Consider the following 23285-nt stretch of genomic DNA (forward strand, 5'->3'; position numbering starts at 1 on the left):
GCGCGACCTCCGCCCCCGCCGTACGCTCCCGCTGCGCCTCCTGCTCGGCGGCACGCCGCTCCAGCAGCCGCAGCACGGACGCGGCACGGACGAACGCGGCCGGGCTGGCCGGGTACTTGGGGCGGCTCGCGGCGAGCGCCCGCTGGGCCGCCTCGGCCTCCTTGAGCGCCTGCTCCGCGACCGCCACGGCCCGCTCCCGCAACAACCGGGCTATCTCGGTCTCGGCCTTCGCCAGCCGCGACTTCTCCGCCGTCAGCCGCCGCCCGAACCGGGTGGCCCGCTCCTCGGCGACCTCGGCCGCGTACTCGGCCTCGGCCAACTGCTCCTCGAACCGCTCCTCGGCCCGCATCCGCTGCGCCGCGGCCACCTCGGCGGCCGCCCGGGCCGCCTTGTCGCGCTGGCGCAGCAGCACCGCGAAGCCGAGCGTGGCGATCAGTGCGGCGATGCCCACCGAGCGCACCAGGACGGTGTCCTGACTGAAAAGCAGCGCGGCCAGTGCGGCGACCAGCAGTACGCCGGCGGCGGTGGGGGGAAAGACCCGGCCGAGGACGGAGGAATGACGGTGGCGTCCGCGAGACATGCCAAGAAACTAGCGTGCGAATTGGGGCCGTGTCAGCCCAGGGTCCCCTTCCGCCCTTGACAGTGCGCAGTTTTTACCGCACGTGCCCGGCTTTTCACTCAAGATCACGAAAAAGGCCCTGCTCAGCGAGGTCCGTCGGGAACCGGCCGTTCCGTCAGCGGGGCGAGGCCGCCGGACCGCTCGGATCGTCGTGGTTCTCCGGCAGCTTGCACACGTGCTGCAGCCAGAGCGCCGCCGCGATCACCGCGGCCCCCGCCAGCACCGAGAGCCCGGCGGTGACGGCCTGGTCCTTGCGGGCCGACACGTCCAGTTCGCCGAGCAGGTAGATCCCGGCCCCGGCGTAGATGCCGGTGACCACCGAGGAGACCAGCGCGCTGGCCTGTCCGAGCACCACCGCCCGGGCCGCCAGCAGCGGGTCGACCCGCTTCGCGCCGGGCTGCCGCTCGCGCACCGCCTTGAGCCGGGACCGCAGCGAGAGCGCGGTCGCCAGCAGGATCACCGCCACCGCCGCCAGCACCACGGGAGCCGCCGCCGGCACGGCCGGCAGCGTGTCCAGGGACGCCCACAGCTTGGAACCGGCCCAGGACAGCGCCGTCGTCGCGGCGGTGATGCCGATCAGCAGACGGAGGCGAAGCAGCTTCACTCGGAGGTGGTCCTTCCCGGGGTGCCAGAGCCGACCGCCCGCCCGGTGGCCCGGGACGGCGGCGTCAGGCCACCGTACCGGGACCGGACGGGCGGGCATCCACTCGTACGACCGGGCCCGGTGGCCGAGTTCCCGGCCGACCCGGTGGATCCGGGCGACCCGGCCGCCCGCCGGTCCTGCCCGGTCCTGCCCGGTGCTACTCCGGCAGCGTCAGCCGGATGTCCTCGCGCCGCTTCACGCCCTGCGCGTCCGGGCCGCCGAGCGCCTCCAGCAGCGCGCCGACCTGCCCGTGCCCGGGCACCTCGGCCTCCGGCTGGGCGTCCAGCCAGGGGGCGAGCACGAAGGCCCGCTCGTGCGAGCGCGGGTGCGGCAGCAGCAGCTGCGGGTCCTCGCTGACCACGCCCTCGTAGGCCAGGATGTCGACGTCCAGGGTGCGCGCACCCCAGCGGACCTCCCGGACCCTCCCGAAGGCGTCCTCGATCGCGTTGCCGCGCTCCAACAGGTCCCGCGGGGGCAGCGTGGTGCGCAGCACCACGACCGCGTTGTAGTAGTTGGGCTGCTCCTCCGGGCCGCCGACGGCCTCGGTCTCGTAGATCGCCGAGACGGCCTTGATCTTCAGCCCGGGAGTGTCGGCGAGCGCGTCGACGGCACCCTGCAGGGTGTCCAGCCGGTTGCCCAGGTTGCTGCCGAGCGCGATCACCGCACAGCGCTGGCTGTGCAGCGTGGTGTCGGCGGAGTCCACCCGGCTCTCCAGGTCGAACGCGTTCGGCTCGGCGATCGGGTCACTGCTGTTCATCGAAGAAATCCCTCTGCATCGGAAACCAGGCGCGCGGTGGGGGTCATGCGCGGCCCCGGTGGATGGTCACGGTCACGTCGTCGAACGGCACGGTGATCGGGGCGTCCGGCTTGTGCACGGTGACCTCGACCTCCTCGACCGCGTCGTGCTTCAGGCACTGGTCGGCGATCCGCTGCGCCAGGGTCTCGATCAGGTCGACCGGCTCCCCGGCGATGATCGCGGTGACCTCCTCGGCCACGATGCCGTAGTGCGCCGTGCGGGTGAGGTCGTCTCCGGACGCGGCGGGGCGGGTGTCCAGGTACAGCACGAGATCGACCACGAAGGTCTGGCCCTCGACGCGCTCACGCTCGAAGACGCCGTGGTGGCCCCGGGCTCGCAGCCCCCGCAGGGTGACGCGGTCCAGCAAACGAATCACTGCTCCCAGTCGGACGGGCCCCACCCGGGAAAGGCATGGACGGGCAGGGCGAAGGCGGGCAGCACACCCGCCGCTCCGTTTCGAATCTACCCGCGAGCGCGGACAACGCCTGACCGTCCTACCCGGCACGAACCGTCGCCACGCGCACCGGAATGGCGATTGACGTGAACGTTCGGTGACCACCCGGAAATTCCCCGGCAACCGACCCGCGCAGATTTCCCGAAGCCCCCGGAATCAGTCCTCGTCGTCCTCGTCCCCGCTGGTCAGAACGGGTGAACCGTGGTGGGACCAGAGTTTCCACCCGGCCGGGGTGCGACGGAACAGATTGCTCGACACGACCTTTCCGCCGACCAGCGGCCCGAGTTCCCCCTCCTCCTCGGCCTCACCGCCGGAGAGGATGTTCTCGGTGCACGTGACAAGGGCCACATCTCCGTGGACCTCGGCCTCGACATCGGTCAGGAAGAACTGGATGTACTCCGTGTTCATCATGATCAGCATGTACGAGCGGGTCACCTGCGCCCGCCCGCGCAGCACCGGCCAGCCGGGGTGCACGCAGACCACGCCGCCCTTGTCGTCGGCGTGCTCCGGCCCCAGCCAGGCCTCCTCGACCGCCTCGACGTCCCCGCGCTCCAGCGCCTCGTAGAACGCCCGGTTCGCCGCGAGCACCGCCTCCAGGTCCACTTCCCGGGCCTTCCCGGCCGTCCCGCCGCTCAACCTGCCGTCACCTGTCACAGACCCTCCCTCACCCCAGCCGCGCCGCGCGCTGCCAGGCCGCGACCACGCGGACGGCGTCCGCCGTACCGGACACGTCGTGCACCCGTACCGCCCAGGCTCCGGCCTGGGCCGACAGCACCGAGACCGCGGCGGTCGCGTCGTCCCGCTCGCGGGCCGGGCGCAGGTCCCCGGTTTCCGGGTCGGCGAGCAGCGTACCCAGGAACCGCTTGCGCGAAGCCGCGACGAGGACGGGACGGCCGAGCGCGGTGAGCGCGTCCAGCCGGCCGAGCAGCGCCCAGTTGTGCTCGGGGGTCTTGGCGAAGCCGAGCCCCGGGTCGAGGACCAACTGGTCCTCCTTGACCCCGGCGGCCAGCAGCGCCTCCATCCGCCCGGTCAGCTCGGCGACCACGTCCCGCACGACGTCCTGGTAGACGGCCAGCCGGTCCATGTCGGCGGACTGCCCGCGCCAGTGCATCACCACGAAGGGCGCGCCGGTCTCGGCGACCACCCGGGCCATCGCCGGGTCGGCGAGGCCCCCGGAGACGTCGTTGACGATCGCGGCGCCGGCCTCGACGGCCCGCTCGGCGACCGAGGCCCGCATGGTGTCGACCGACACCATCACCCCGGCGTCGGCCAGCTCGCGCACCACCGGCAGCACCCGGCGCAGCTCCTCCTCCTCGGGCACCCGCACCGAGCCGGGCCGGGTGGACTCGCCGCCGACGTCCACCAGGTCCGCGCCGCGGGCCCGCAGGGCCAGCCCGTGAGCGATCGCCCTGGCGGGGTCGAGCCACAGCCCGCCGTCCGAGAAGGAGTCGGGCGTGACGTTGACCACGCCCATCACGGCGCAGCGGCCGAGCCGCGGCAGTCCGGCCGGCAGGGAGAAGGACGGCGAATCGCTCATGCCCCCATTATCGAACGGGGCCCCCGCCGAGGATTCTCGGCGGGGCCCCGGACGGTGCGAGGTGCCTCAGGCAGCCTCGCCGACCCCGCGGGTCGACGGGACGGGCATCAGGCCCTCGCGCTGGCGCCTGCGGCCGAAGCGCGGCATCCCGAGGGTGATGAAGGCCTCCGCCTGCATCGCGGCGAAGCCGATCCGCGGCAGGTCCCGGGTGTTCGGGAAGACCAGGAAGCGCGGCTCCCACTCGGGCTGGAACTTGGCGTTGAACTTGTACAGCGACTCGATCTGGAACCAGCGCGACAGGAACACCAGCAGTCCGCGCCAGGCGCGCAGCACCGGGCCGGCACCGATCCGCTCGCCGCGGGCCAGCGCCGAGCGGAACATCGCGAAGTTGAGCGACACCCGGCGGATGCCCAGGGCCCCCACCTCCTGCAGCGCGGCGACGATCAGCAGCTCGTTCAGGCCCGGGTCGGCGGCGCGGTCGCGGCGCATCAGCTCCAGCGAGATGCCGTCCGGCCCCCAGGGCACGAAGTGCAGCACGGCCTTCAGGTCGTCGCCGCTCTCCCCCTCCTCCGGGGCCTTGTGGGCGGTGACCACCACGCAGTCGTCGTCCAGCGGGTCGCCGAAGCGGCCCAGGGCCATCGAGAAGCCGCGCTCGGTGTCGGTGCCGCGCCAGCGGGCGGCGGCGTCGGCGATCCGGTACTTCTCCTCGACGGTGAGGTCGGAGACCCGGCGCACCTTGCAGGAGTAGCCGTTGCGCTCGATCCGCTTGACCATCTGGCGCACGTTGCGCATGGCCCGGCCGGCGAGCGAGAAGGTGCTGGTGTCGACGATCGCCTCGTCGCCCAGCTCCAGCGCGTCCAGGCCCGCCTCGCGGGTCCAGACCTCGCCGCCGACCTCGCTGCAGCCCATCACGGCGGGCACCCAGGCGTGCTCGCGGGCCTCGGCCATGAACACCTTGATCGCGCCCGGCCAGGCCTCGACGTCGCCGACCGGGTCGCCGGAGGCGAGCATCACGCCGGAGACCACCCGGTAGGAGATCGCGGCCTTGCCGGTGGGCGAGAACAGCACGCTCTTGTCGCGGCGCAGCGCGAAGTAGCCGAGCGAGTCGCGCTCGCCGTGCCGCTTGAGCAGCTCGCGGACCTTCTCCTCGTCCTCGGCGGTGAGCTCCGGCTTCGGCTTGCCCGGGCGCAGGGCCAGGTAGGCGGTGGTGAAGGCGGTCAGCAGGCCGAGGCCGCCGAGCAGGTAGGCGACCAGGTCGGACATCCGCGCGTTGCTGTAGCGGACGGGGCCCTCGAAGCCGAACAGCCCGTACCCGACGTGCTGCAGCCGCTCGGACAGACCGGGGTGGCCGAACTCGTACCTGGTGCGGGTGCTCACGATCAGCAGGCCGAGGAGCACGCTGAGGGTGCCCATGACGACCAGGTTGACGACCGCGCCCCAGCGGGTGCGCGGGTCGGCCTTGGCGTAGAACTCGCGCTGGTGCACCAGCATCACGGCGAGGACCGCCAGCGAGACGACCGCCGGGCCGATCTGGTGCCAGCGCGCGATGTGCAGCGCGGCACTGAGCGGCAGCAGCACGCAGACCGCCCGCCAGGCCCGCCGCTTGCGCCGGCGCAGCGCGTGCGCCAGCGGCACCAGCAGGATGCCGACCATCAGCGTGCCGACCGCGGCCAGGCTGGTGGTGCCGCCCGGCAGCTGCCCGGCGAAGGTGTGCATCTTGGTGTGCCGGAGCTTGGGGAACACCGCGCTCGCGATGTCCACCAGCCCGATCAGCAGACAGGCGTAGCCGACCGCGCCGGGGAGCCAGGCCCTCGGGACGGCGGCCGCCTGGTTGCGCAGCGTCTGCAGACCGCGCCGACGGCGCGGCGGCTGCTCGGGGCTCGGCTCAACGGACACGGGAACGCTCATGGAAGCTCAGCGTAGAGGCTGCGGTGCGGTGTCCGTTCACTCCGGGGGAGCACGTGTGATGGACCTTCATGCCTATTCCTTCATCAGGCAATGCGCATACCAAGGATCCGGAAACGGACGGTAATCCGGTGCCGTGGGCGCGCTGCGGGTTGAGCCGGGGGTGGGAGCCGTGGGCCCGCCGCCGCGTGGCGGCGCAGGACCCTCCGGTACGCGTTACGTACGGTGGACGCCGCATTCTAGGGCGCCGGTTGCCCCGGGCCTCCCCCCGCCCTCCCGACCCCGCCGAGGCGTCCGGACAGCCTAGCTGCGGTGGCCCGGTCTGACGCCCCGCCAGACGATGAAGCCTGCACCGACAGTGTCCCACCGGAAGGCCGACCGCATGGAACTGACCAGCGACGTGCTGGTGAACTCGCTGCTCGCACTCGGAGCGGTGGCCCTGGTCACCACCTTGTGGATCTGGCCCCGGCTGGCGCGGCAGCGCCCGCTGCCGGTGCTCGGCCGGATCGGCCTGCTGACAGTCGTTCAAGTCTCGATCCTCGCGGTGCTGGCGCTGTCGGTGAACAACTCCTTCGGGTTCTACACCTCCTGGGACGACCTGCTCAACCCCGGCGGCGCCAAGCTCGCGCTGGCCGGCAACGAGAACCACAACGGCACCCCGGTCTCCGACCAGCTGGTCCAGCCGACCAACGAGGGGGGCCTGGAGAGCGTCGGCAACCTGCCGAAGGGCACGCCCGAGGAGGTCGGCAAGATCGAGTCGGTCCGGGTCAACGGCAAGGAGACCGGTTTCTCCGACCAGATGTTCGTCTACCTGCCGCCCGAGTACTTCGACCCGAAGTTCGCCCTGGTCCGCTTCCCGACCGTGGTGGCCATCGCCGGCTACCCGGGCACCACCCTGAACCTGATGAAGGAGCTGCCGCTGCTGCAGACCGCGATCGAGCTGCAGCACTCCGGCAAGATGCCGCCGACCGTCCTGGTGCTGGCCCGCCCGGCGGTCAACCCGTCCCGGGACACCGAGTGCGTGGACGTCCCCGGCGGGCCCCGCACCGAGACCTGGTTCGTCAAGGACCTGCCCGAAGCCCTGCACAGCACCTACCGGCTCGGGCGGGCGGCCGGCTCCTGGGGCCTGATCGGCTACTCCACCGGCGGCAGCTGCGCGATGCGCCTGTCGATGCGCTTCCCGAACGTCTACGGCAGCGCGGCGGGCCTGCACGGCGACTTCTCGGTGCGCCAGGACCAGTACACCGGCGGCGACCTCTTCAGCGGCGACAAGGCCCTCGCCCAGCAGCACGACCTCGGCTGGCGGCTGCAGAACCTCCCGGCCCCGCCGCTCAACCTGCTGGTGGTCTCCACCCGCAAGGAGGGGGACTACCCCCAGACCGTCCAGTTCGTCGACCAGGCCACCCAGGTCGCGGCCGCCAACCCGCAGTTCAAGGTGGAGTCGCTGTACCTGGACGACGGCGGGCACAACTTCGACAGCTGGACCAGGGAGCTGCCCGCCTCGCTCGAATGGCTGGGCTCCCACCTCGGCTAGCGCGTGCGGGTGACTACCCGCCGGTCGGCCCGCCCGGCCGGCGCTTCGGGGGGACGTATCGCGACCGCCCGTCCGGCCCCGGGCGGCCGCCGCCCCGGATCCGCGCAGGAGGCACCTTGCTGAGCACCAGATCGCTCTTCGACGAGATCTACCGGAACGACCAGGCGTACCAGCTGTTCTGCAGCATCGCGGCCGACGGGGAGGACCAGGGCGGCTGGGAGAACGAGCGGATCACCGCCCTCACCCGGGATCCGGTGCTCGCCCCGAAGATCGCCCGGCACGGCGCGGACGAGCGCAAGCACGGCCGGATCTTCAACCAGCTGCTGCACAAGCGCGGCCTGCCCAGGGTGCCCGTCCCCGACGAGGCCGACTACTGCATGCTGCTGGAGCGCCAGGGCGTCGGCCTCTCCCACGAGCGGCTGAACGGCGACGCCCCGCTGACCGACCGCGAGATCATCACCTACCTCGCGCACAGCCGGGTCACCGAGCAGCGCGCCGCCGAGCAGATGCGCCAGTTGGTCCGGGTGTACCGGGACAACCCCGAGCTGGGCCGGGCAATGCGGATGATCTCCGCCGACGAGGACAACCACCTCGCGTACTGCCATGAGGAGCTGCTGCGACTGAGCGCCGAGGGCCACGGCCCGTACGTCCGGCACGCCCTGGAGACCAGCGCCCGCGGCGAGATCCGCACCCACCGGGACGTCGCGCTGGCCGTCACCGCCCGGATGGCCCGGATCCTGCGCTGGCCGCGCTGGCAGCTGGCCGTGGTCACCCTCGGGGTGCACGCGCTCTACCTGTACGACCGGGCCTTCGGCTGGCGCCGGATGGTGACGCTGCGGATGCCGGAGCGCCGCAACGCACTGGGCACCCCGGCTCCGCCGCACGCGGAGCCCGAGGTGCCCTGAGTCGTCGCCGGAGCGCAGCCCTGCCGGCCGACGCCCCTCCTACCGGTCTTACCGGCCGATGATGAGACTCATCGCCTCAGCCCGGGTGGCCGGGTCACGCAGCTGGCCGCGGACGCAGGAGGTGATGGTCTTGGCGCCGGGCTTGCGGATGCCGCGCATCGACATGCACATGTGCTCGCACTCGACCACGACGATCGCCCCGCGCGGCTCCAGGATCCGCATCAGCGCGTCGGCGACCTGGCTGGTCAACCGTTCCTGCACCTGGGGGCGGCGGGCGTAGACGTCGACCAGCCGGGCGAGCTTGGACAGCCCGGTGATCTTGCCGCTGGCGGACGGGATGTACCCGACGTGCGCCACGCCGCGGAACGGCACCAGGTGGTGCTCGCAGACCGAGGTCAGCTCGATGTCCTTGACCAGCACCATCTCGTCGTGGCCGAGGTCGAAGGTGGTGGTCAGGACCTCCTCGGGCTCCTGCCACAGGCCCGCGAATATCTCCTTGTAGGCCCGCGCGACCCGGGCCGGCGTCTCCAGCAGGCCCTCGCGGTCCGGGTCCTCCCCGACGGCGAGCAGCAGCTCGCGGATGGCGTTCTCGGCCCGCTTCTGGTCGAAGGCACCGACGGCGGGCGGACCGTCGAGCGTCACCGGGTCGATCATGCGGGCCTCGCTTACTCGTGGGAAGACTCTGGCTGAACAGCACGGATGCCGCGCCTCCAGGGTACAAACCCTGGTGACGCGGCATCCATTCCCTACGGAGGCCGGATCAGCTCTCGGTCGGCGGCTCGGCGGCCGGCAGCGGCGGGAGCTTCACGATGTCGACCGGCACGGTGTCGGAGGCGGCGGCGCCGTTGGTGAGCGCCAGCTCCTTCGGCGACTGCACCGGCGGCCGGGTGGACGGCGTGCGGCGGGCGGAGCCCGTCCAGGCCGGCCGGGCCGGGCGCTTGACGATCGGGGCGAAGATCTCGGCGATCTGCTCCTTGTTCAGGGTCTCCTTCTCCAGGAGCTCCAGAACCAGGTTGTCGAGCACGTCACGGTTCTCGACCAGGATTTCCCAGGCCTCGTTGTGCGCGCTCTCGATGAGCTTCTTGACCTCTTCGTCGACCAGCCCGGCGACCTCTTCCGAGTAGTCGCGCTGGTGGCCCATCTCGCGGCCCAGGAACGGCTCCGAGTTGTCGTTGCCGAACTTGATCGCGCCCAGGCGCTCGGTCATGCCGTACTGGGTGACCATGGCCCGCGCCGTGGCGGTGGCCTTCTCGATGTCGTTCGAGGCACCGGTGGTGGGGTCGTGGAAGACCAGTTCCTCCGCCGCGCGGCCGCCCAGCATGTAGGCCAGCTGGTCGAGCATCTCGTTGCGGGTGGTGGAGTACTTGTCCTCCTCCGGCAGCACCATGGTGTAGCCGAGGGCCCGGCCGCGGGACAGGATGGTGATCTTGTGCACCGGGTCGCTGTACTGGCAGGCCGCCGCGACCAGGGCGTGACCGCCCTCGTGGTACGCGGTGATCTTCTTCTCCTTGTCGGACATGATCCGCGTGCGCTTCTGCGGACCGGCCACGACGCGGTCGATCGCCTCGTCCAGGATGCCGTTGTCGATCAGCTTCTTGTCCGAGCGGGCGGTCAGCAGCGCGGCCTCGTTGAGCACGTTCGACAGGTCGGCGCCGGTGAAGCCGGGGGTGCGCTTGGCGACGGCCGACATGTCGACGTCGGGCGCGATCGGCTTGCCCTTCTGGTGCACCTTGAGGATGTCCAGACGGCCCTGGAGGTCGGGGCGCTCCACCGCGATCTGGCGGTCGAAGCGGCCCGGGCGCAGCAGCGCCGGGTCCAGGATGTCGGGGCGGTTGGTCGCCGCGATCAGGATCACGCCGCCCTTGACGTCGAAGCCGTCCATCTCGACCAGCAGCTGGTTGAGGGTCTGCTCGCGCTCGTCGTGGCCACCGCCGAGGCCCGCGCCGCGGTGCCGGCCGACGGCGTCGATCTCGTCGACGAAGATGATCGCCGGGGCGTTCGCCTTGGCCTGCTCGAAGAGGTCGCGGACGCGGCTGGCGCCGACACCGACGAACATCTCGACGAAGTCGGAACCGGAGATCGAGTAGAACGGCACCCCGGCCTCGCCCGCGACGGCACGCGCCAGCAGGGTCTTGCCGGTACCGGGCGGGCCGTAGAGCAGCACGCCCTTGGGGATCTTGGCGCCGACGGCCTGGAACTTGGCCGGCTCCTGCAGGAACTCCTTGATCTCGTGGAGCTCCTCGACCGCCTCGTCCGCGCCGGCGACGTCGGCGAAGGTGGTCTTCGGGGTGTCCTTGGTGAGCAGCTTGGCCTTGGACTTGCCGAACTGCATGACCCGGGAGCCGCCGCCCTGCATCTGGTTCATCAGGAACAGGAAGACCAGGACGATGATCACGATCGGCAGCATCGACAGCAGCAGGCTGACGAAGGTGCTCTGCTTCTCCGGGCTGACGGTGTAGCCCTCGGTGAGCGAACTGCTCTTGTCGTTCATCTGCGACTGCAGCTTGTCCGCGATCGCGACGCCCTGGTCACCGATGTACGAGGCTTGGAACTTGCTGCCGGACGGGGCCTTGCCCGTCCCGGCCGAGGACAGCGTGGCGCCGTCCTTCAGCTGGATCTTGATGGTGTTCGAGTCACCGGTGGTGATCTGCGCCGACTTGACATTGTGCGCGTCGATCGCCGCGACCACCTGGCCGGTGTCCACCGTCTTGTAGCCGTTCGAATCCGAAACGACCTGCATCAAGACGATGACGGCGAGGACGGCCAACACGATCCACATGATCGGCGCACGGAAGTATCGCTTGACGTCCATCCATGCGGGGCGTTGCCGCCCCGTCCCTCCTGCCACTGAACGGCGCCGTGTGGCCGAGGGCCAGGGCGCATCCTGTCGGTGCTCATGTGAAGAGCGGTTTATTGGACCGTACCGCAGTCGGACCCACCCATGGCGGGAGCACAGCGACACGGTTTTGGTTCATTGTCCGACGGTCCAACGGGCGGGAACGGCCTACTGTTCCCACCCGTAGCCCGAACGGGCCCTCAGCCGCCGTAGACGTGCGGGGCGAGAGTACCGATGAAGGGGAGGTTACGCAGCTTCTCCGCGTAGTCCAGGCCGTAGCCGACCACGAACTCGTTGGGAATGTCGAAACCGACGTACTTCACGTCGATCTCGACCTTGGCCGCGTCCGGCTTGCGCAGCAGGGTGCAGACCTCCAGGGAGGCCGGGCCGCGCGAGCCCAGGTTGCCCAGCAGCCAGGACAGCGTCAGACCGGAGTCGATGATGTCCTCGACGATCAGGACGTCCCGGCCGGCGATGTCGGTGTCCAGGTCCTTCAGGATCCGCACCACACCGGAGGACTTGGTGCCCATGCCGTACGAGGAGACGGCCATCCAGTCCATGGTGACCTGCGAGTGCAGAGCCCGGGCGAGATCGGCCATGACCATGACGGCCCCCTTGAGGACGCCGACGATCAGCAGGTCCTTGCCTGCGTAGTCCCGGTCGATACGCTCGGCCAGCTCCTGGAGCTTGGCGTCGATCTCGTCCTTGCTGATGAGCACCTTCGCGAGGTCAGCGCCCATGTCGTTCTGGTCCACCGGGGATACGTCCTCAAACGTTCGGGGTCTGTGTGGCCGACGGCCGGCTCCCCCGGGACATGCCTCGCCCTCAGTCGCCCTGCCGCCGAAACACCAGCGTGCCACACCTGCGGGTGGCCTCGACGCCCCCGGGTAGGTGCAGCGGCCCCTGGCCGCGCCATCCGGTGACCAGCAGGTCCACCGTCTCCAGGTGCCGGGCGAACAGGTCCCCCGCCGGGCAGCCCGCGCGCAGCGCGGCCCGGCGCAGCACCCGGCGCCGCACGGCGGGCGGCAGTTCGGCCAGTTTCACCGCGTCCAGGGCGCCCTCGCCCGTACGGAGGTCGCGTTCGGCCAAGGAGGCCCACTGGTCGAGGGCGTCGGCGTCGTCGCGGAACAGCCGGGCCGTCCGGGCCAGCGCCTCCACCACGCCGCCGCCGAGGTGCTTCTCCAGCACCGGCAGCACCTCGTGGCGGACCCGGGAGCGGGTGTAGGCGGGATCACAGTTGTGCGGGTCGTCCCAGACCGGGATCGCCTGGGCGGAGCAGGCCTGCCGGGTGGCCGCCCGGTCCAGCTCCAGCAGCGGGCGGCGGTAGCGGCCCTTCTGGGCGGGCATCCCGGCCAGCGACCGGGAGCCGGAGCCGCGGGCCAGGCCCAGCAGCACCGTCTCGGCCTGGTCGTCCCGGGTGTGGCCGAGCAGCACCGCGATCGCGCCGTGGCGCTCGGCGGCCTCGTCCAGGGCGGCGTAGCGGGCGTCCCGGGCGGCGGCCTCCGGGCCGCCGGAGCGGCCGACCAGCACCGGGACCGCCTCGACCGGGTCCAGGCCCAGGGAGCGCAGGCGCTCGGCCACCTGGGCGGCGCGGTCGGCGGAGTCGGCCTGGAGGCCGTGGTCGACGGTGACGGCGCCGACCCGCAGGCCGATCTTGGGGGCCTCGAAGGCGGCGGCGATGGCCAGCGCCATCGAGTCCGCGCCGCCGCTGACGGCGACCAGGACCAGCGGCGAGCCGGGGGCGGCCGGGGTGCGGGGCAACCCGGAGGGGTGGCGGGCGGCGTTGCCGATCAGGGTGGTGCCGACGGCGGCACCCACCAGCGGCGCCCCGGCCGGGCGCTCGCGGGGCTCGCGCACAGGCGCGGTGAAGGTGGTACCGGCCTCGGCGGCGAGGTCGGTGAGCGTGCGGCGGACGGCCAGGCGTATCGCGGCGACGGCGGGGTGAGGGCCCACGGCGGACGACTCCTCGACGGAGGGGACAGGACTGCGGCGGGCGGCCGGAACCGCGCGCCTGCATTGCGCCGCGTTACCGGGCGCTCACAGATGGTGGCAGAAAGTGGGGACCCACTACGCCACCCGCGCCACCGGTACGACCACCGTCCCACGTTCGGGTGAATGGAGAAACGTATCTTCACCCACCCTCTGCTCGATTGGACCACTCGTACGAGCGGGTTTGACCGCCGCCGACCGACGGCGGTCCCACTGCGCGCCGGGATTGCCCGCTCGGGCCCCGGGGCTCCTCAGCGGGCGACCCGGGCGACCCAGGCGGCCGGGTCGTGGATCTCGTCCTTGGTCGGCAGGGTGTTCGGGGACGTCCACACCCGGTTGAAGCCCTCCATGCCGACCTGGTCCACCACGGCCCGGACGAACACCGCGCCGTCCTGGTACTGCCGCAGCTTGGCGTCCATCCCGAGCAGCCGGCGCAGCACCAGGTCGAGCCGGTTCGCCCCGCGGTCGCGGCGCTGCTGGAACTTCTCCCGGATCTCCGCGACCGTCGGCACCACGGCCGGGCCGACACCGTCCATCACCACGTCCGCGTGGCCCTCCAGCAGCGACATCACCGCCGTCAGCCGGCCCAGGATCTCGCGCTGCGCGGGCGACTGGACGATCTCCAGCAGGTTCCCGGCCGGGGCGCCGTCCCGGCTCTCCCGGCCGCCCGTCCCCGGCAGGCCGGCGCCCAGCGAGCCCGCCGCGTCGCGCAGCCGGTCCAGCAGCGCGCCCGGGTCCACGTCCGTCTCCGCCAGGAAGGACTGCACCTCGGACTGGATGTGGTCACGCAGCCACGGCACTGCGGTGAACTGGGTGCGGTGCGTCTCCTCGTGCAGGCAGACCCAGAGCCGGAAGTCGGACGGGTCGACGTCCAGCTCGCGCTCGACGTGCACGATGTTCGGCGCCACCAGCAGCAGCCGGCCCGGGCCCGGGCTCTCCGGGCCCAGCCGCGGCTTGTCGAACAGCGCCGCCGGGCTGTCCGGCGCCTCCAGCGAGGGCTCGGCCGGGGCGAAGGTCTCGTACTGGCCCAGCACCTTCGTCGCCAGGAACGCCAGCAGCGCCCCGACCTCGATCCCGGTGGCCTTCTCCCCCACCGCCCCGAAGACGCCCGCCGCCGCGCTGTTCGCCCGCCGCGCCTGCAACTTCTCCACCAGCGGCTGGACGACCGTGCGGAAGCCCGCCACGTTCGCCCGCACCCAGCCCGGACGGTCCACCACCAGCACCGGCGTCGCGGCGGCCGCGGTCAGGCTGCTGGACCGCATCCCGGTGAACACCCGTACGTGCTCCTCGGCCTCCAGCGCGTGCCGGCGCAGCTCGGCGACGACCGCCGCCGCCTCCGCCCGGCTCACCTCCGGCCCCGGGCGCACCAACCTGGTCGCGGTTGCGACCGCGAGATTCCAGTCGACCATGTCAGCCCCGCCACTCGCGCTCGTCATGACCTCACCGTACGTGCTCACCACCACCGACGGCAGCCACCCGCCGCGAACACCCAGCCGGTCCGGCGCACGGCCGGATCCGCCTCTCCCGCAGCTACCTTGCCCGCCCCCGCACCCCTTCGAACCCGGCCGCCACCGGCGGGGCGCGGGGCGGTCGGTGGCGGCCGCAGGAGGTCCGGCGGCAGCGAAGGCGAGCCGCCCACGGCCGGGCACGGGGTGGTCAGTGGCAGCCGCAGGAGGTGAGGCGGGCGGCGATGCGGTCCATGGCGGCGCGGGCGGAGTCGGCGGGGGCGGTGGTGCGGGTCATCACGGCGAAGGCGAGCAGTCGGCCGTCGGCGTCGACGACGGTGCCGGCCAGGGTGTTGACGCCGCTGAGGGTGCCGGTCTTGGCGCGGATCAGGCCGGCCGCGTCGGCGGCGCCGGAGCCCGAGCCGAAGCGCTTGTCGAGGGTGCCGGTGAAGCCCGCGACCGGGAGGCCGGTGAGGACCGGCCGCAGGGTGGGGTGCTGGTCGGAGGCGGCCAGCGAGAGCAGCTTGACCAGCACGGCGGGCGGGATCTCGTTGTCCGGGTGCAGGCCGCTGCCGTCATTGAGGACCACACCGGTCATCGGCACGCCGAGCTTGGTCAGCTCCTGGGAGACGGCGGTCGCCGCGCCCGCAAAGCCGGCCGGCTGGTGCCCGGCGAGGGCGACCTGACGGGCGATCGCCTCGGCGAGCTGGTTGTCCGACGTGGTCAGCAGGCGCTCGACCAGCCGCGCGACGGTGGGTGAGTCGACCTTGCCGAGGACGGCGGCGTCGGCGGCGGCCGGGTCGGCGGCCGGCTTGGCCTTGCCCTCGACGGTGACGCCCTGGGCGGTGAGCATCGCGGCGAAGGCCGCGGCGGCCGCGGCGGGCGGGTCGGCGACCCGGGCCGGGGCCTCCTCCTTGCTCTTCGGGTCGATCTTGGCCTCGTCCACCATCAGCGGGACGACCAGGGCGATGTTCTGGTTGTCGGGGTTCCTGTGCTGCGGGTTGCCGCTGTAGAGCGAGAGGTCGTAGTCCAGCTTGACCGTGGTGGTGCCGGCCGCCTTGAGGGCGGTGGCGGTCTGCCGGGCCAGGGCCTCCAGGGAGGCGGGGGCGGTGTCGGCGTCGGCGGGCTGGCCGCCGATCCGCACCTGGTCGGCGGGCAGCGCGGTGAGCGTCGGGTCGCCGCCGCCGACCAGGGTGATGCTGCCCGGGTCCGCGCCGCGCACCACCCGGGTGGTGAGCCGGGTGTCGGCGGGGATCAGGGACAGAGCGGCGACCGAGGTGGCCAGCTTGGTGGTGGAGGCGGGGGTGGCCGGGGTGTTCTCCCCGGAGCCGTACAGGAGCCGGCCGTCGGCGGCGTCCGCGACGGCGATCGTCACGGTGCCCAGGTTCTTGTCCGCGAGGGCGGGGGCGAGCGCCTGCTGGAGCCCCTGCGCGGTGGGGACGGCGGCCTCCGGGCCGTTGCCGGCGGTGGCCAGCACGGCGCCCGCCCCGGGCACCGGGCGCGCGCCCGGCGAAGCGCTGTCACCGGGCGCGGCGCTGTCACCAGGCGCGGCACCGGGCGACTCGGCTCGGCGGGCGGGCCCGCCGGAGCTCTGACCCGGACCGGGCCTGGTCTTCCCCTGGTCGCCCTTGCGGCCGTCCCGGCCGTCCCGGCCGCCCTGGTCGCCTTGACCGTCCCGGCCGTCCCGGGCGTCCCGGTCGCCCTGGCCGTTGCCGTCCTCGCCCTGCCCCGCGCTGCGTCCGCCCGCGGTGGGGGACGGCTGCGCGTACGCACCGCCCGCCCCCAGCACCGTTCCGGCGACCAGCAGGGCCGCTCCGAACAGTCCGGCCGCCATCCTCCTGCGACGGCGCGCCGCCCCCACCCCAGCCCCCACCGACCGGCCCCTTTCCTGAGCACTCACTCCCGTAGGAGACACTTGGATTCTGTCAGTCCCTACCTTGGAGGAACCGTTGGAATTCGACGTCCTTATCGAAATCCCGAAGGGCTCTCGTAACAAGTACGAGGTCGACCACGAGACCGGCCGGCTGCGGCTCGACCGGATGCTCTTCACCTCGACCCGCTACCCGGCCGACTACGGCTACGTCGAGGGCACGCTCGGCGAGGACGGCGACCCGCTGGACGCCCTGGTCATCCTGGACGAGCCGACCTTCCCGGGTTGCCTCATCAAGTGCCGCGCCATCGGCATGTTCCAGATGACCGACGAGGCCGGCGGCGACGACAAGCTGCTGTGCGTCCCGGCGACGGACCCGCGCTGGGAGCACCTGCGCGACATCCACCACGTGTCGGAGTTCGACCGCCTGGAGATCCAGCACTTCTTCGAGGTCTACAAGGACCTGGAGCCGGGCAAGTCGGTCGAGGGCGCCAACTGGGTCGGCCGCGCCGAGGCCGAGGCCGAGGTCACCGCTTCGATCAAGCGCCTCGCGGAGCAGGGCGGCCACTGAGCCGTCGTTCCGATCTCGTTCGCTCCCCGTCCGATCGGGGGAGTTCGAGGTAGGTCGGGACAGCCTGGGCCGGGGTTCGCGGATTCGTCCGCGGGCCCCGGCCCCTGTCGTTTCCGGGGCAGATGGCCGTACGGTTTTACCGACAGGCTGTCGGCAAGAGGGTCACCTTAGGTTAGGCTAACCAAAATCAAGGGTGGATCCCGATCCCAGGAGGCTGCATGACCACGCCCGAGCCCACCCCGTTCTCCACGGTGCTCCGCACCGCCAGCAGCGAGGAGCACGAGGCCGCGGAACAGTCCTCGTTCATGAGCCGCCTGCTGGGCGGGCAGCTCGGGATCGAGGCCTACGCCGACCTGACCGGCCAGCTCTGGCACGTCTACCGGGCCCTGGAGAGCCGGGCCGGGCAGCTCGCGGAACACCCGCTGGCCGGGCCCTTCATCGACCGGGCGCTGCTGCGCACCGCCGCCGTCGAGCGCGACCTGGCGCACCTGCGGGGCCCCGACTGGCGGAACGGGCTGGCCCCACTGCCGGCCACCGCCGCACTGGTCGCCCGGATCGAGGAACTGGCCACCGAGTGGCCGGCCGGATACCTGGCCCACCACTACACCCGCTACCTGGGCGACCTCTCCGGCGGCCAGATCATCCGCGGCGTCGCCGAGAAGACCTGGGGCTTCGAGCGCAAGGGCGACGGCGTGCGGTTCTACGTCTTCGAGGAGATCGACAACCCGGCCGCCTTCAAGCGCGAGTACCGGGCCAAGCTGGACGCGGCGGGCGCGGCGATGGACGAGGTCGAGCGGCGCCGGGTGGTCGAGGAGTGCAAGCGGGCCTTCGTGCTCAACGGGGCGGTCTTCCACGACCTGGACGCCGGCTACCCGCTGAGCGCCTGAGCCCCCGAGCCAACGGCGCCGGGACCACCGAGCCGGCCCCGGCGAGCAACCGTCCGCCGGGGCCGGCTCGCGTTCACGACCCGGCATCAGGCCTGAACTCCCGTGCGGCGGTGGCGAACCAGGACGGTGGCGCTGCCGCCCACCGGCAGGCCGGCCGCGGTGGCCGGCCGCAGGACCACCGGGGTGCCGCCGGTGCTGCCCGAGCGGGGCCCGGCCTGATCGGGCCCGCTCGGTCCGCCGGCCGCGAGCTCAGTCCTCCAGCCGGAAGCCGACCTTGATGCACACCTGGTAGTGCTTGACCCGGCCGTCCTCCAGGTGGCCCCGGACCTGCGCGACCTCGAACCAGTCGAGGTTGCGCAGCGTCCGGGAGGCCCGTTCCACCCCGTTGCGGATCGCGGCGTCGACGCTCTCGGTCGAGGACCCGACGATCTCGGTCACCCGGTACACGTGGTCGGTCATGGCGGACTCCCTCAGCTGTGCGACGGCCCCCGGTCCACCGTGCACCGCCCCGGGTCCGCCCGCACCCCGACGGCCGCCGCGACCGCCGCCAGGGACCACCGGCTAGAACGCCGCCCGGACCAGCCCGACCGGGGCGCCGCCGCCGAGCAGCGGGTCGACCCGGCCGGCTACACCGTCCGGCCGGCCGAGGCCCGCTGGGCGCTCACGGCGCTGCCCGAAGTCGCCGACGCCCGGGTGGAGTTCGACGAGGACGGCAAGCTGACCGCCCGGATCACCCCCCGGCCGGCCGGGGCCGCCGACCAGGCCCCCGACGCGGCGGCGCTCACCAAGCGCCTGCGCACCCTCCTGCCCGGATACCTGCGCCCCGCCCGGCTGGTCCTCGACCAGCCCGACGGGCCCAGCCCGCACCACTGAACGACGCCGAGAGAGAAGCGGTGAACGCATTGAGCAAGGCCGACCACGGCGGCGGGACGACTCCCGCCGCACCCGATCCGCGCGACTGGATCGTGCTCCGGGGAGTACGGGAGCACAATCTGCGGATCGAGGAGCTGGCCGTGCCGCGGCACGGAGTCACGGTGTTCACCGGCGTCTCCGGCAGCGGCAAGTCCTCGCTGGCCTTCGACACGATCTACGCCGAGGGCTACCGGCAGTACCTGGACAGCCTGTCCGCGTACGTCCGCCGGAAGCTGCCCAAGGTGCCCAAGCCCGCGGTGGAGTGGATCAGCGGCCTCAGCCCCACGGTCGCCATCGAGCAGCGCACCATCAGCCGCAACCCCCGCTCCAACGTCGGCACCATCACCGAGATCTCGGACCGGCTGCGGCTGCTGTTCGCGCGGGCCGGCCGGCACGAGTGCCGCGGCTGCGGGCAGCACATCCACCCGCGCGACGTCGGCGAGCACCTCGCGGCGCTGGCCCTGGCCGCCGCCGCCGAGCCGGTGGAGCTGTACCGACCCGCCGTCGGCGAGGAGCCCGGCGGGCGGGTCCTGCTGCTGCCCGCCGCCCCCGGCGAGGAGGACCTGGCCCGGGCCCGGCAGGCCGTCGAGGCGGCCCACCGCGACGGCGGCCCGCTGGTCGCCCGGCGCGACGGCGCCATCGTGCGCCACCTGACGGCCGGCTGGATCTGCCCGGACTGCGGCACCGAGGCCCGCGCCACCTCCTCGCACTGGTTCACCCCCAACTCCCCGGCCGGGATGTGCGAGGAGTGCCAGGGCCTCGGCTTCACCTACCAGGTGGACCCGGCGCTGCTGGTCGGCGACCCGGAGGCCTCCGTCCGCTCCGGCGCGCTGACCTTCTTCGGGGACCGCACCCGCAGCAAGAAGACCTGGTGGCCGCTGCGCGAACTGCCCACGGTGCTCGAACTGGCCGGCGCCGGCCTGGACACGCCCTGGCACCTGCTCCCCGAGGGCGTGCGCGAGCTGGTGCTCACCGGCGCCACCGCGCGGCCGCTGCCGGAGCCGCTCGCCCGGGAACTGGAGCGCAAGCCCTTCGACGGGCTGGCCCAGCACCTGGAGCGGCTGTTCCGCGAGGCGGACTCGCCCGAGCGCAAGTCCTTCTACCAGGTGTTCATGGCGGCCCGCGGCTGCACCGCCTGCGGCGGCACCCGGCACCACGCCGAGGCGCTCGCGGTGCGGCTGGCCGACCTCAACATCGCCGAGGTGAACGCGCTGCCGGTGGCCCGGCTGGCCGAGTGGCTGGCGGAGGTCCGCGCCGAGCTCGCCACCACCTTCCTCGCCGAACTCGCCGAGGAGCTGCTGGTCCAGATCGGCACCCGGCTGACCTTCATGCTCGACGTCGGCCTGGGCTACCTCTCGCTGGACCGCTCCGCGCCCACCCTGTCGGCGGGCGAGGGCCAGCGGCTCCGGCTGGCCCGGCAGCTGGGCTGCGGGCTGGTCGGCGTCACCTACGTGCTCGACGAGCCGTCCATCGGCCTGCACGCCAAGGACAACTCCCGGCTGATCGCGCTGCTGCGGCAGCTCGCCGACGCGGGCAACACCGTGCTGGTGGTCGAGCACGACCAGGAGACCATGGAGACCGCCGACCACCTGGTGGACCTGGGTCCGGGCGCGGGCATCCGGGGCGGCCGGGTGATCGCGGCCGGCCCCACGGCCGAGGTGATCGCCCACCCGGAGTCGCGCACCGCCGCCTACCTGCGCGGTGAGCTGGTCGTCGGTTCACCCCGGGAAGGGCGGCGCAGCCCCGGGGAGCACTGGCTGAGCATCCGCGGCGCCCGGCTGCACAACCTGCGCGGGGTGGACGCCGCCATCCCGGTGGGCCTGCTGACCTGCGTCACCGGGGTGAGCGGCAGCGGCAAGAGCTCGCTGATCACCCGCACCCTGCAGCCCGCCCTGGAGCAGGCCCTGACCCACCGCCGGGCGCCCGTCGGGCCGTTCGCCGAGCTGTCCGGCTGGGAGCGGTTCAGCCGGGTGGTCACCGTCACCCAGGAGTCCATCGGCGCCTCCTCCCGCTCCACCCCGGCCACCTACGTGGGCATCTTCGACGAGATCCGCAAGCTCTTCGCGAAGACCGAGGAGGCCGTCCGCCGCCGCTGGTCCACCGCGATGTTCAGCTTCAACACCGAGAAGGGCGGGCGCTGCGACCGCTGCGCGGGCAAGGGCACCATCCGGATCGAGATGCTGTTCCTGGCGGACTTCTCGGTGCGCTGCCCCTCCTGCGACGGGCGCCGCTACCACCCGCGGGTGCTCGAAGTCACCTACCGGGGGCGGGACATCGCCCAGACCCTGGACCTCGAGGTGGCCGAGGCGCTGGAGGTGTTCGGGGACATCCCGGCCGTCGCCCACCCGCTGCGGATGCTCTGCCAGGTCGGGCTCGGCTACCTCGCTCTCGGCCAGGACACCACCACCCTCAGCGGCGGCGAGGCCCAACGCCTCAAGCTCTCCCGGGAGTTGATGCGGCGGGACGACGGCCGCACGCTCTACCTGATCGACGAGCCGACCACCGGGCTGCACTTCTCCGACGTGGAGGTGCTGCTGGGGGTCGTCCACGACCTGGTGGACCTGGGCAACACCGCGGTGGTCATCGAGCACAGCGTCGAGTTCGCGGCGGCCTGCGACTGGATCGTCGACCTGGGCCCCGGCGGCGGTGAGAACGGCGGCGAACTGGTGGCCGCCGGGCCGCCGGAGGAGGTGGCCGCCCACCCGAGGAGCGCACTGGCGCCCTATCTGGACCGCCAGCTTCACGTCATGAAGAGCAGAGGAGGACACAGTGCCGGCACCGAGCGCTGAACCGGTCATCGACGTCGTCGCCGCGTTCGAGCGGTGGACGGCCCGCGAGCCCGGACGGCCCGCCGTCACCGGCGAGGGGCGCACCTGGACGTACGGCGAACTGGGGGCCGCCGCCGACCGGGTGGCCGCCCACCTGCGGGCCCTCGGCATCGGGGCGGAGAGCCGGGTGGCCGTACTGGCCGGCCGCACCCCGGAGATGCTCGCCGCCCTGGTGGGCGTCCTCAAGGCGGGCGCCGCGTACGTTCCGTTGGACCCGGCCTACCCCCAGGACCGGATCGGCTACATGCTGGCCGACTCGGGCGCCGCGGCCGTGCTGGCCGAGCGCCGGCACGCCGGCACGCTGGCGTACGACGGCCCGGAGCTGGTCCTGGAGGAGCTGGTGCGCGGCGGGCCGGACGCCCCGGCGGCCGACGCCCCACCGGTGCTCGACGGCCAACTCGCGTACGTGATCTACACCTCGGGCTCCACCGGCCGCCCCAAGGGCGTGCTGGTGCCCCGGGGGGCGATGAGCGAGTTCGTCGCCGCCGCGGTCGCCCTGCTGGGGCCGGTGGCGTCCGCCACCATGGTGGCGACCTGCCCCACCTCGTTCGACTTCTCGGTCTGCGACATCTTCGCCCCGCTGTACGCGGGCGGCCGGGTGATGCTGGCCCAGGACGTGTTCTCGCTGGTCGAACCGGACGGCTGGGTCACCGGTGACGCGGTCTGCGCGGTGCCCTCCGCACTGGCCCAGATGGTCGCCCTGGGCGGCCCGCCACCGCGGGTCAAGGCCGTCCTCACCGGCGGCGAGGCGATGCCCAGGGCGCTGCTCGCCGAACTGCGGGCGCGCGGGGTGACCCAGGTGTTCAACATCTACGGGCCGACCGAGACCACCGTGTCGGCGGCCGCCTGCCTGCTCGACTGGGACGACCGGATGGTGTCCATTGGCACGCCGTTGCCCGCCGTGCACGCCTACGTGCTGGACGAGGAGCTGCGGCCGGTGCCCGACGGCACCTCCGGCGAGCTGTTCGTCGGCGGCGCCCAGGTCACCCGCGGCTACCAGGGCCGCCCCGGGCTGACTGCCGAGCGGTTCCTCCCGGACCCGTTCTCCGGCGCCCCCGGCGCCCGGATGTACCGGACCGGGGACCGGGTGTGCCGGCGTCCGGAGAGCGGCCTGCTGGACTACTTCGGGCGGCTGGACGCGCAGGTCAAGGTGCGTGGCTTCCGGGTCGAACTCGGAGAGGTCGAAGAGGCGTTGACATCCTGCCCCGGTGTCGTACAGGCTGCGGTAGTACTCCGTGACGATCTTCCCGGCGGTTCCCGCCTGGTGGCGTACACGGCCCCGGCCGGCCCCTCCGCGCCGACCGGGGAGCAGCTGCGGGACCACCTCCGGCGCAGCCTGCCGGAGCACATGGTGCCCAGCCAGTTCGTCCCGCTGGACGCACTGCCGCTCACCCCCATCGGCAAGCTCGACCGCAAGGCGCTGCCCGCGCCGGCCCTGCGCCGGTCCCGGGCCGAGGTGCTGCCGGGCCGCTGACCGCGGGAGGTCCATTCCGCGGAAAAGCCGGAATTCCCATTCCCACCTTTCTTGCACGAGCCGGACACGATAAGCTCGCC

The 23285-nt window shown here is 72.8% G+C and carries 20 protein-coding genes and 1 pseudogene; 7 read left to right on the forward strand and 14 right to left on the reverse strand.

Annotation, left to right across the window (positions count from 1 at the left end; all coding sequences use genetic code 11):
* The 7 genes and pseudogenes from BG452_RS42060 to BG452_RS42090 all read right to left on the reverse strand — a co-directional run.
* Positions 1–580, reverse strand: a pseudogene (locus BG452_RS42060) (hypothetical protein); the annotation flags it as partial.
* A 154-nt stretch (positions 581–734) separates the two neighbouring features.
* A complete protein-coding gene (locus tag BG452_RS42065; protein ID WP_188309657.1) occupies positions 735–1223 on the reverse strand; it encodes a DUF3180 domain-containing protein in 489 nt (162 codons plus the stop codon).
* A 196-nt stretch (positions 1224–1419) separates the two neighbouring features.
* Positions 1420–2019, reverse strand: a complete 600-nt coding sequence (gene folK, locus BG452_RS42070) for a 2-amino-4-hydroxy-6-hydroxymethyldihydropteridine diphosphokinase (protein ID WP_188309658.1) — start codon at positions 2017–2019, stop codon at positions 1420–1422.
* Between the two features lie 43 nt (positions 2020–2062).
* Positions 2063–2422 carry a dihydroneopterin aldolase gene (folB, locus tag BG452_RS42075; RefSeq protein ID WP_030288941.1) on the reverse strand — a complete coding sequence of 120 codons (360 nt, stop codon included), beginning with the start codon at positions 2420–2422 and terminating at the stop codon, positions 2063–2065.
* Between the two features lie 246 nt (positions 2423–2668).
* Positions 2669–3148, reverse strand: coding sequence for a nuclear transport factor 2 family protein (locus BG452_RS42080; protein WP_188309659.1), 480 nt, complete (start codon positions 3146–3148; stop codon positions 2669–2671).
* 28 nt (positions 3149–3176) lie between these two features.
* On the reverse strand, positions 3177–4049 hold the full coding sequence (gene folP / locus BG452_RS42085) for a dihydropteroate synthase (protein WP_188309660.1): 873 nt from the start codon (positions 4047–4049) through the stop codon (positions 3177–3179).
* 66 nt (positions 4050–4115) lie between these two features.
* Entirely contained in the window at positions 4116–5957 is a 1842-nt protein-coding gene (locus BG452_RS42090) for a phosphatidylglycerol lysyltransferase domain-containing protein (RefSeq protein WP_188309661.1), read from the reverse strand.
* 379 nt (positions 5958–6336) lie between these two features.
* On the opposite strand from BG452_RS42090, the gene BG452_RS42095 reads away from it, so the two are divergent.
* A complete protein-coding gene (locus BG452_RS42095; RefSeq protein WP_188309662.1) occupies positions 6337–7488 on the forward strand; it encodes an alpha/beta hydrolase in 1152 nt (383 codons plus the stop codon).
* A gap of 116 nt (positions 7489–7604) precedes the next feature.
* Positions 7605–8393, forward strand: coding sequence for a ferritin-like domain-containing protein (locus BG452_RS42100; RefSeq protein WP_188309663.1), 789 nt, complete (start codon positions 7605–7607; stop codon positions 8391–8393).
* 48 nt (positions 8394–8441) lie between these two features.
* On the opposite strand, the gene folE is transcribed toward BG452_RS42100, so the two are convergent.
* The 6 genes from folE to dacB all read right to left on the reverse strand — a co-directional run bounded on the left by folE (position 8442) and on the right by dacB (position 16497).
* Positions 8442–9047 carry a GTP cyclohydrolase I FolE gene (gene folE, locus BG452_RS42105; RefSeq protein WP_188309664.1) on the reverse strand — a complete coding sequence of 202 codons (606 nt, stop codon included), beginning with the start codon at positions 9045–9047 and terminating at the stop codon, positions 8442–8444.
* Positions 9048–9153: 106 nt separating this feature from the next.
* Positions 9154–11205 (reverse strand): ATP-dependent zinc metalloprotease FtsH, encoded by a 2052-nt coding sequence (gene ftsH / locus BG452_RS42110; protein WP_188309665.1) that lies wholly within the window; start codon positions 11203–11205, stop codon positions 9154–9156.
* Between the two features lie 224 nt (positions 11206–11429).
* On the reverse strand, positions 11430–11984 hold the full coding sequence (gene hpt, locus BG452_RS42115) for a hypoxanthine phosphoribosyltransferase (RefSeq protein ID WP_045692298.1): 555 nt from the start codon (positions 11982–11984) through the stop codon (positions 11430–11432).
* A gap of 70 nt (positions 11985–12054) precedes the next feature.
* Positions 12055–13182 carry a tRNA lysidine(34) synthetase TilS gene (gene tilS / locus BG452_RS42120; protein WP_188309666.1) on the reverse strand — a complete coding sequence of 376 codons (1128 nt, stop codon included), beginning with the start codon at positions 13180–13182 and terminating at the stop codon, positions 12055–12057.
* 287 nt (positions 13183–13469) lie between these two features.
* Positions 13470–14654, reverse strand: a complete 1185-nt coding sequence (locus BG452_RS42125) for a zinc-dependent metalloprotease (protein ID WP_188309667.1) — start codon at positions 14652–14654, stop codon at positions 13470–13472.
* 220 nt (positions 14655–14874) lie between these two features.
* Positions 14875–16497, reverse strand: coding sequence for a D-alanyl-D-alanine carboxypeptidase/D-alanyl-D-alanine-endopeptidase (dacB, locus tag BG452_RS42130; protein ID WP_188309668.1), 1623 nt, complete (start codon positions 16495–16497; stop codon positions 14875–14877).
* 115 nt (positions 16498–16612) lie between these two features.
* Here dacB and BG452_RS42135 point away from each other — a divergent pair, with 115 nt between their 5' ends.
* Positions 16613–17104 carry an inorganic diphosphatase gene (locus tag BG452_RS42135; protein WP_030244505.1) on the forward strand — a complete coding sequence of 164 codons (492 nt, stop codon included), beginning with the start codon at positions 16613–16615 and terminating at the stop codon, positions 17102–17104.
* A gap of 218 nt (positions 17105–17322) precedes the next feature.
* Positions 17323–17991, forward strand: coding sequence for a heme oxygenase (biliverdin-producing) (locus tag BG452_RS42140; protein ID WP_188309669.1), 669 nt, complete (start codon positions 17323–17325; stop codon positions 17989–17991).
* Between the two features lie 249 nt (positions 17992–18240).
* On the opposite strand, the gene BG452_RS42145 is transcribed toward BG452_RS42140, so the two are convergent.
* Complete coding sequence (locus BG452_RS42145; protein WP_188309670.1) at positions 18241–18450, reverse strand: dodecin; 210 nt, start codon at positions 18448–18450, stop codon at positions 18241–18243.
* Positions 18451–18489: 39 nt separating this feature from the next.
* Here BG452_RS42145 and BG452_RS42150 point away from each other — a divergent pair, with 39 nt between their 5' ends.
* Genes BG452_RS42150 through BG452_RS42160 form a run of 3 tightly spaced genes read left to right on the forward strand, consistent with a single transcriptional unit; the run spans position 18490 to position 23205 of the window.
* Complete coding sequence (locus BG452_RS42150; RefSeq protein ID WP_188309671.1) at positions 18490–18864, forward strand: hypothetical protein; 375 nt, start codon at positions 18490–18492, stop codon at positions 18862–18864.
* Positions 18865–18884: 20 nt separating this feature from the next.
* Complete coding sequence (gene uvrA / locus BG452_RS42155) at positions 18885–21692, forward strand: excinuclease ABC subunit UvrA (protein ID WP_317621499.1); 2808 nt, start codon at positions 18885–18887, stop codon at positions 21690–21692.
* Positions 21673–23205, forward strand: coding sequence for an amino acid adenylation domain-containing protein (locus BG452_RS42160; RefSeq protein WP_188309672.1), 1533 nt, complete (start codon positions 21673–21675; stop codon positions 23203–23205). The genes uvrA and BG452_RS42160 overlap by 20 nt, the downstream gene beginning before the upstream one ends.
* The last annotated feature ends 80 nt before the right edge of the window (positions 23206–23285 follow it).

The organism is Streptomyces sp. CBMA123 (assembly GCF_014596465.1).
Classification (GTDB): Bacteria; Actinomycetota; Actinomycetes; order Streptomycetales; family Streptomycetaceae; genus Kitasatospora.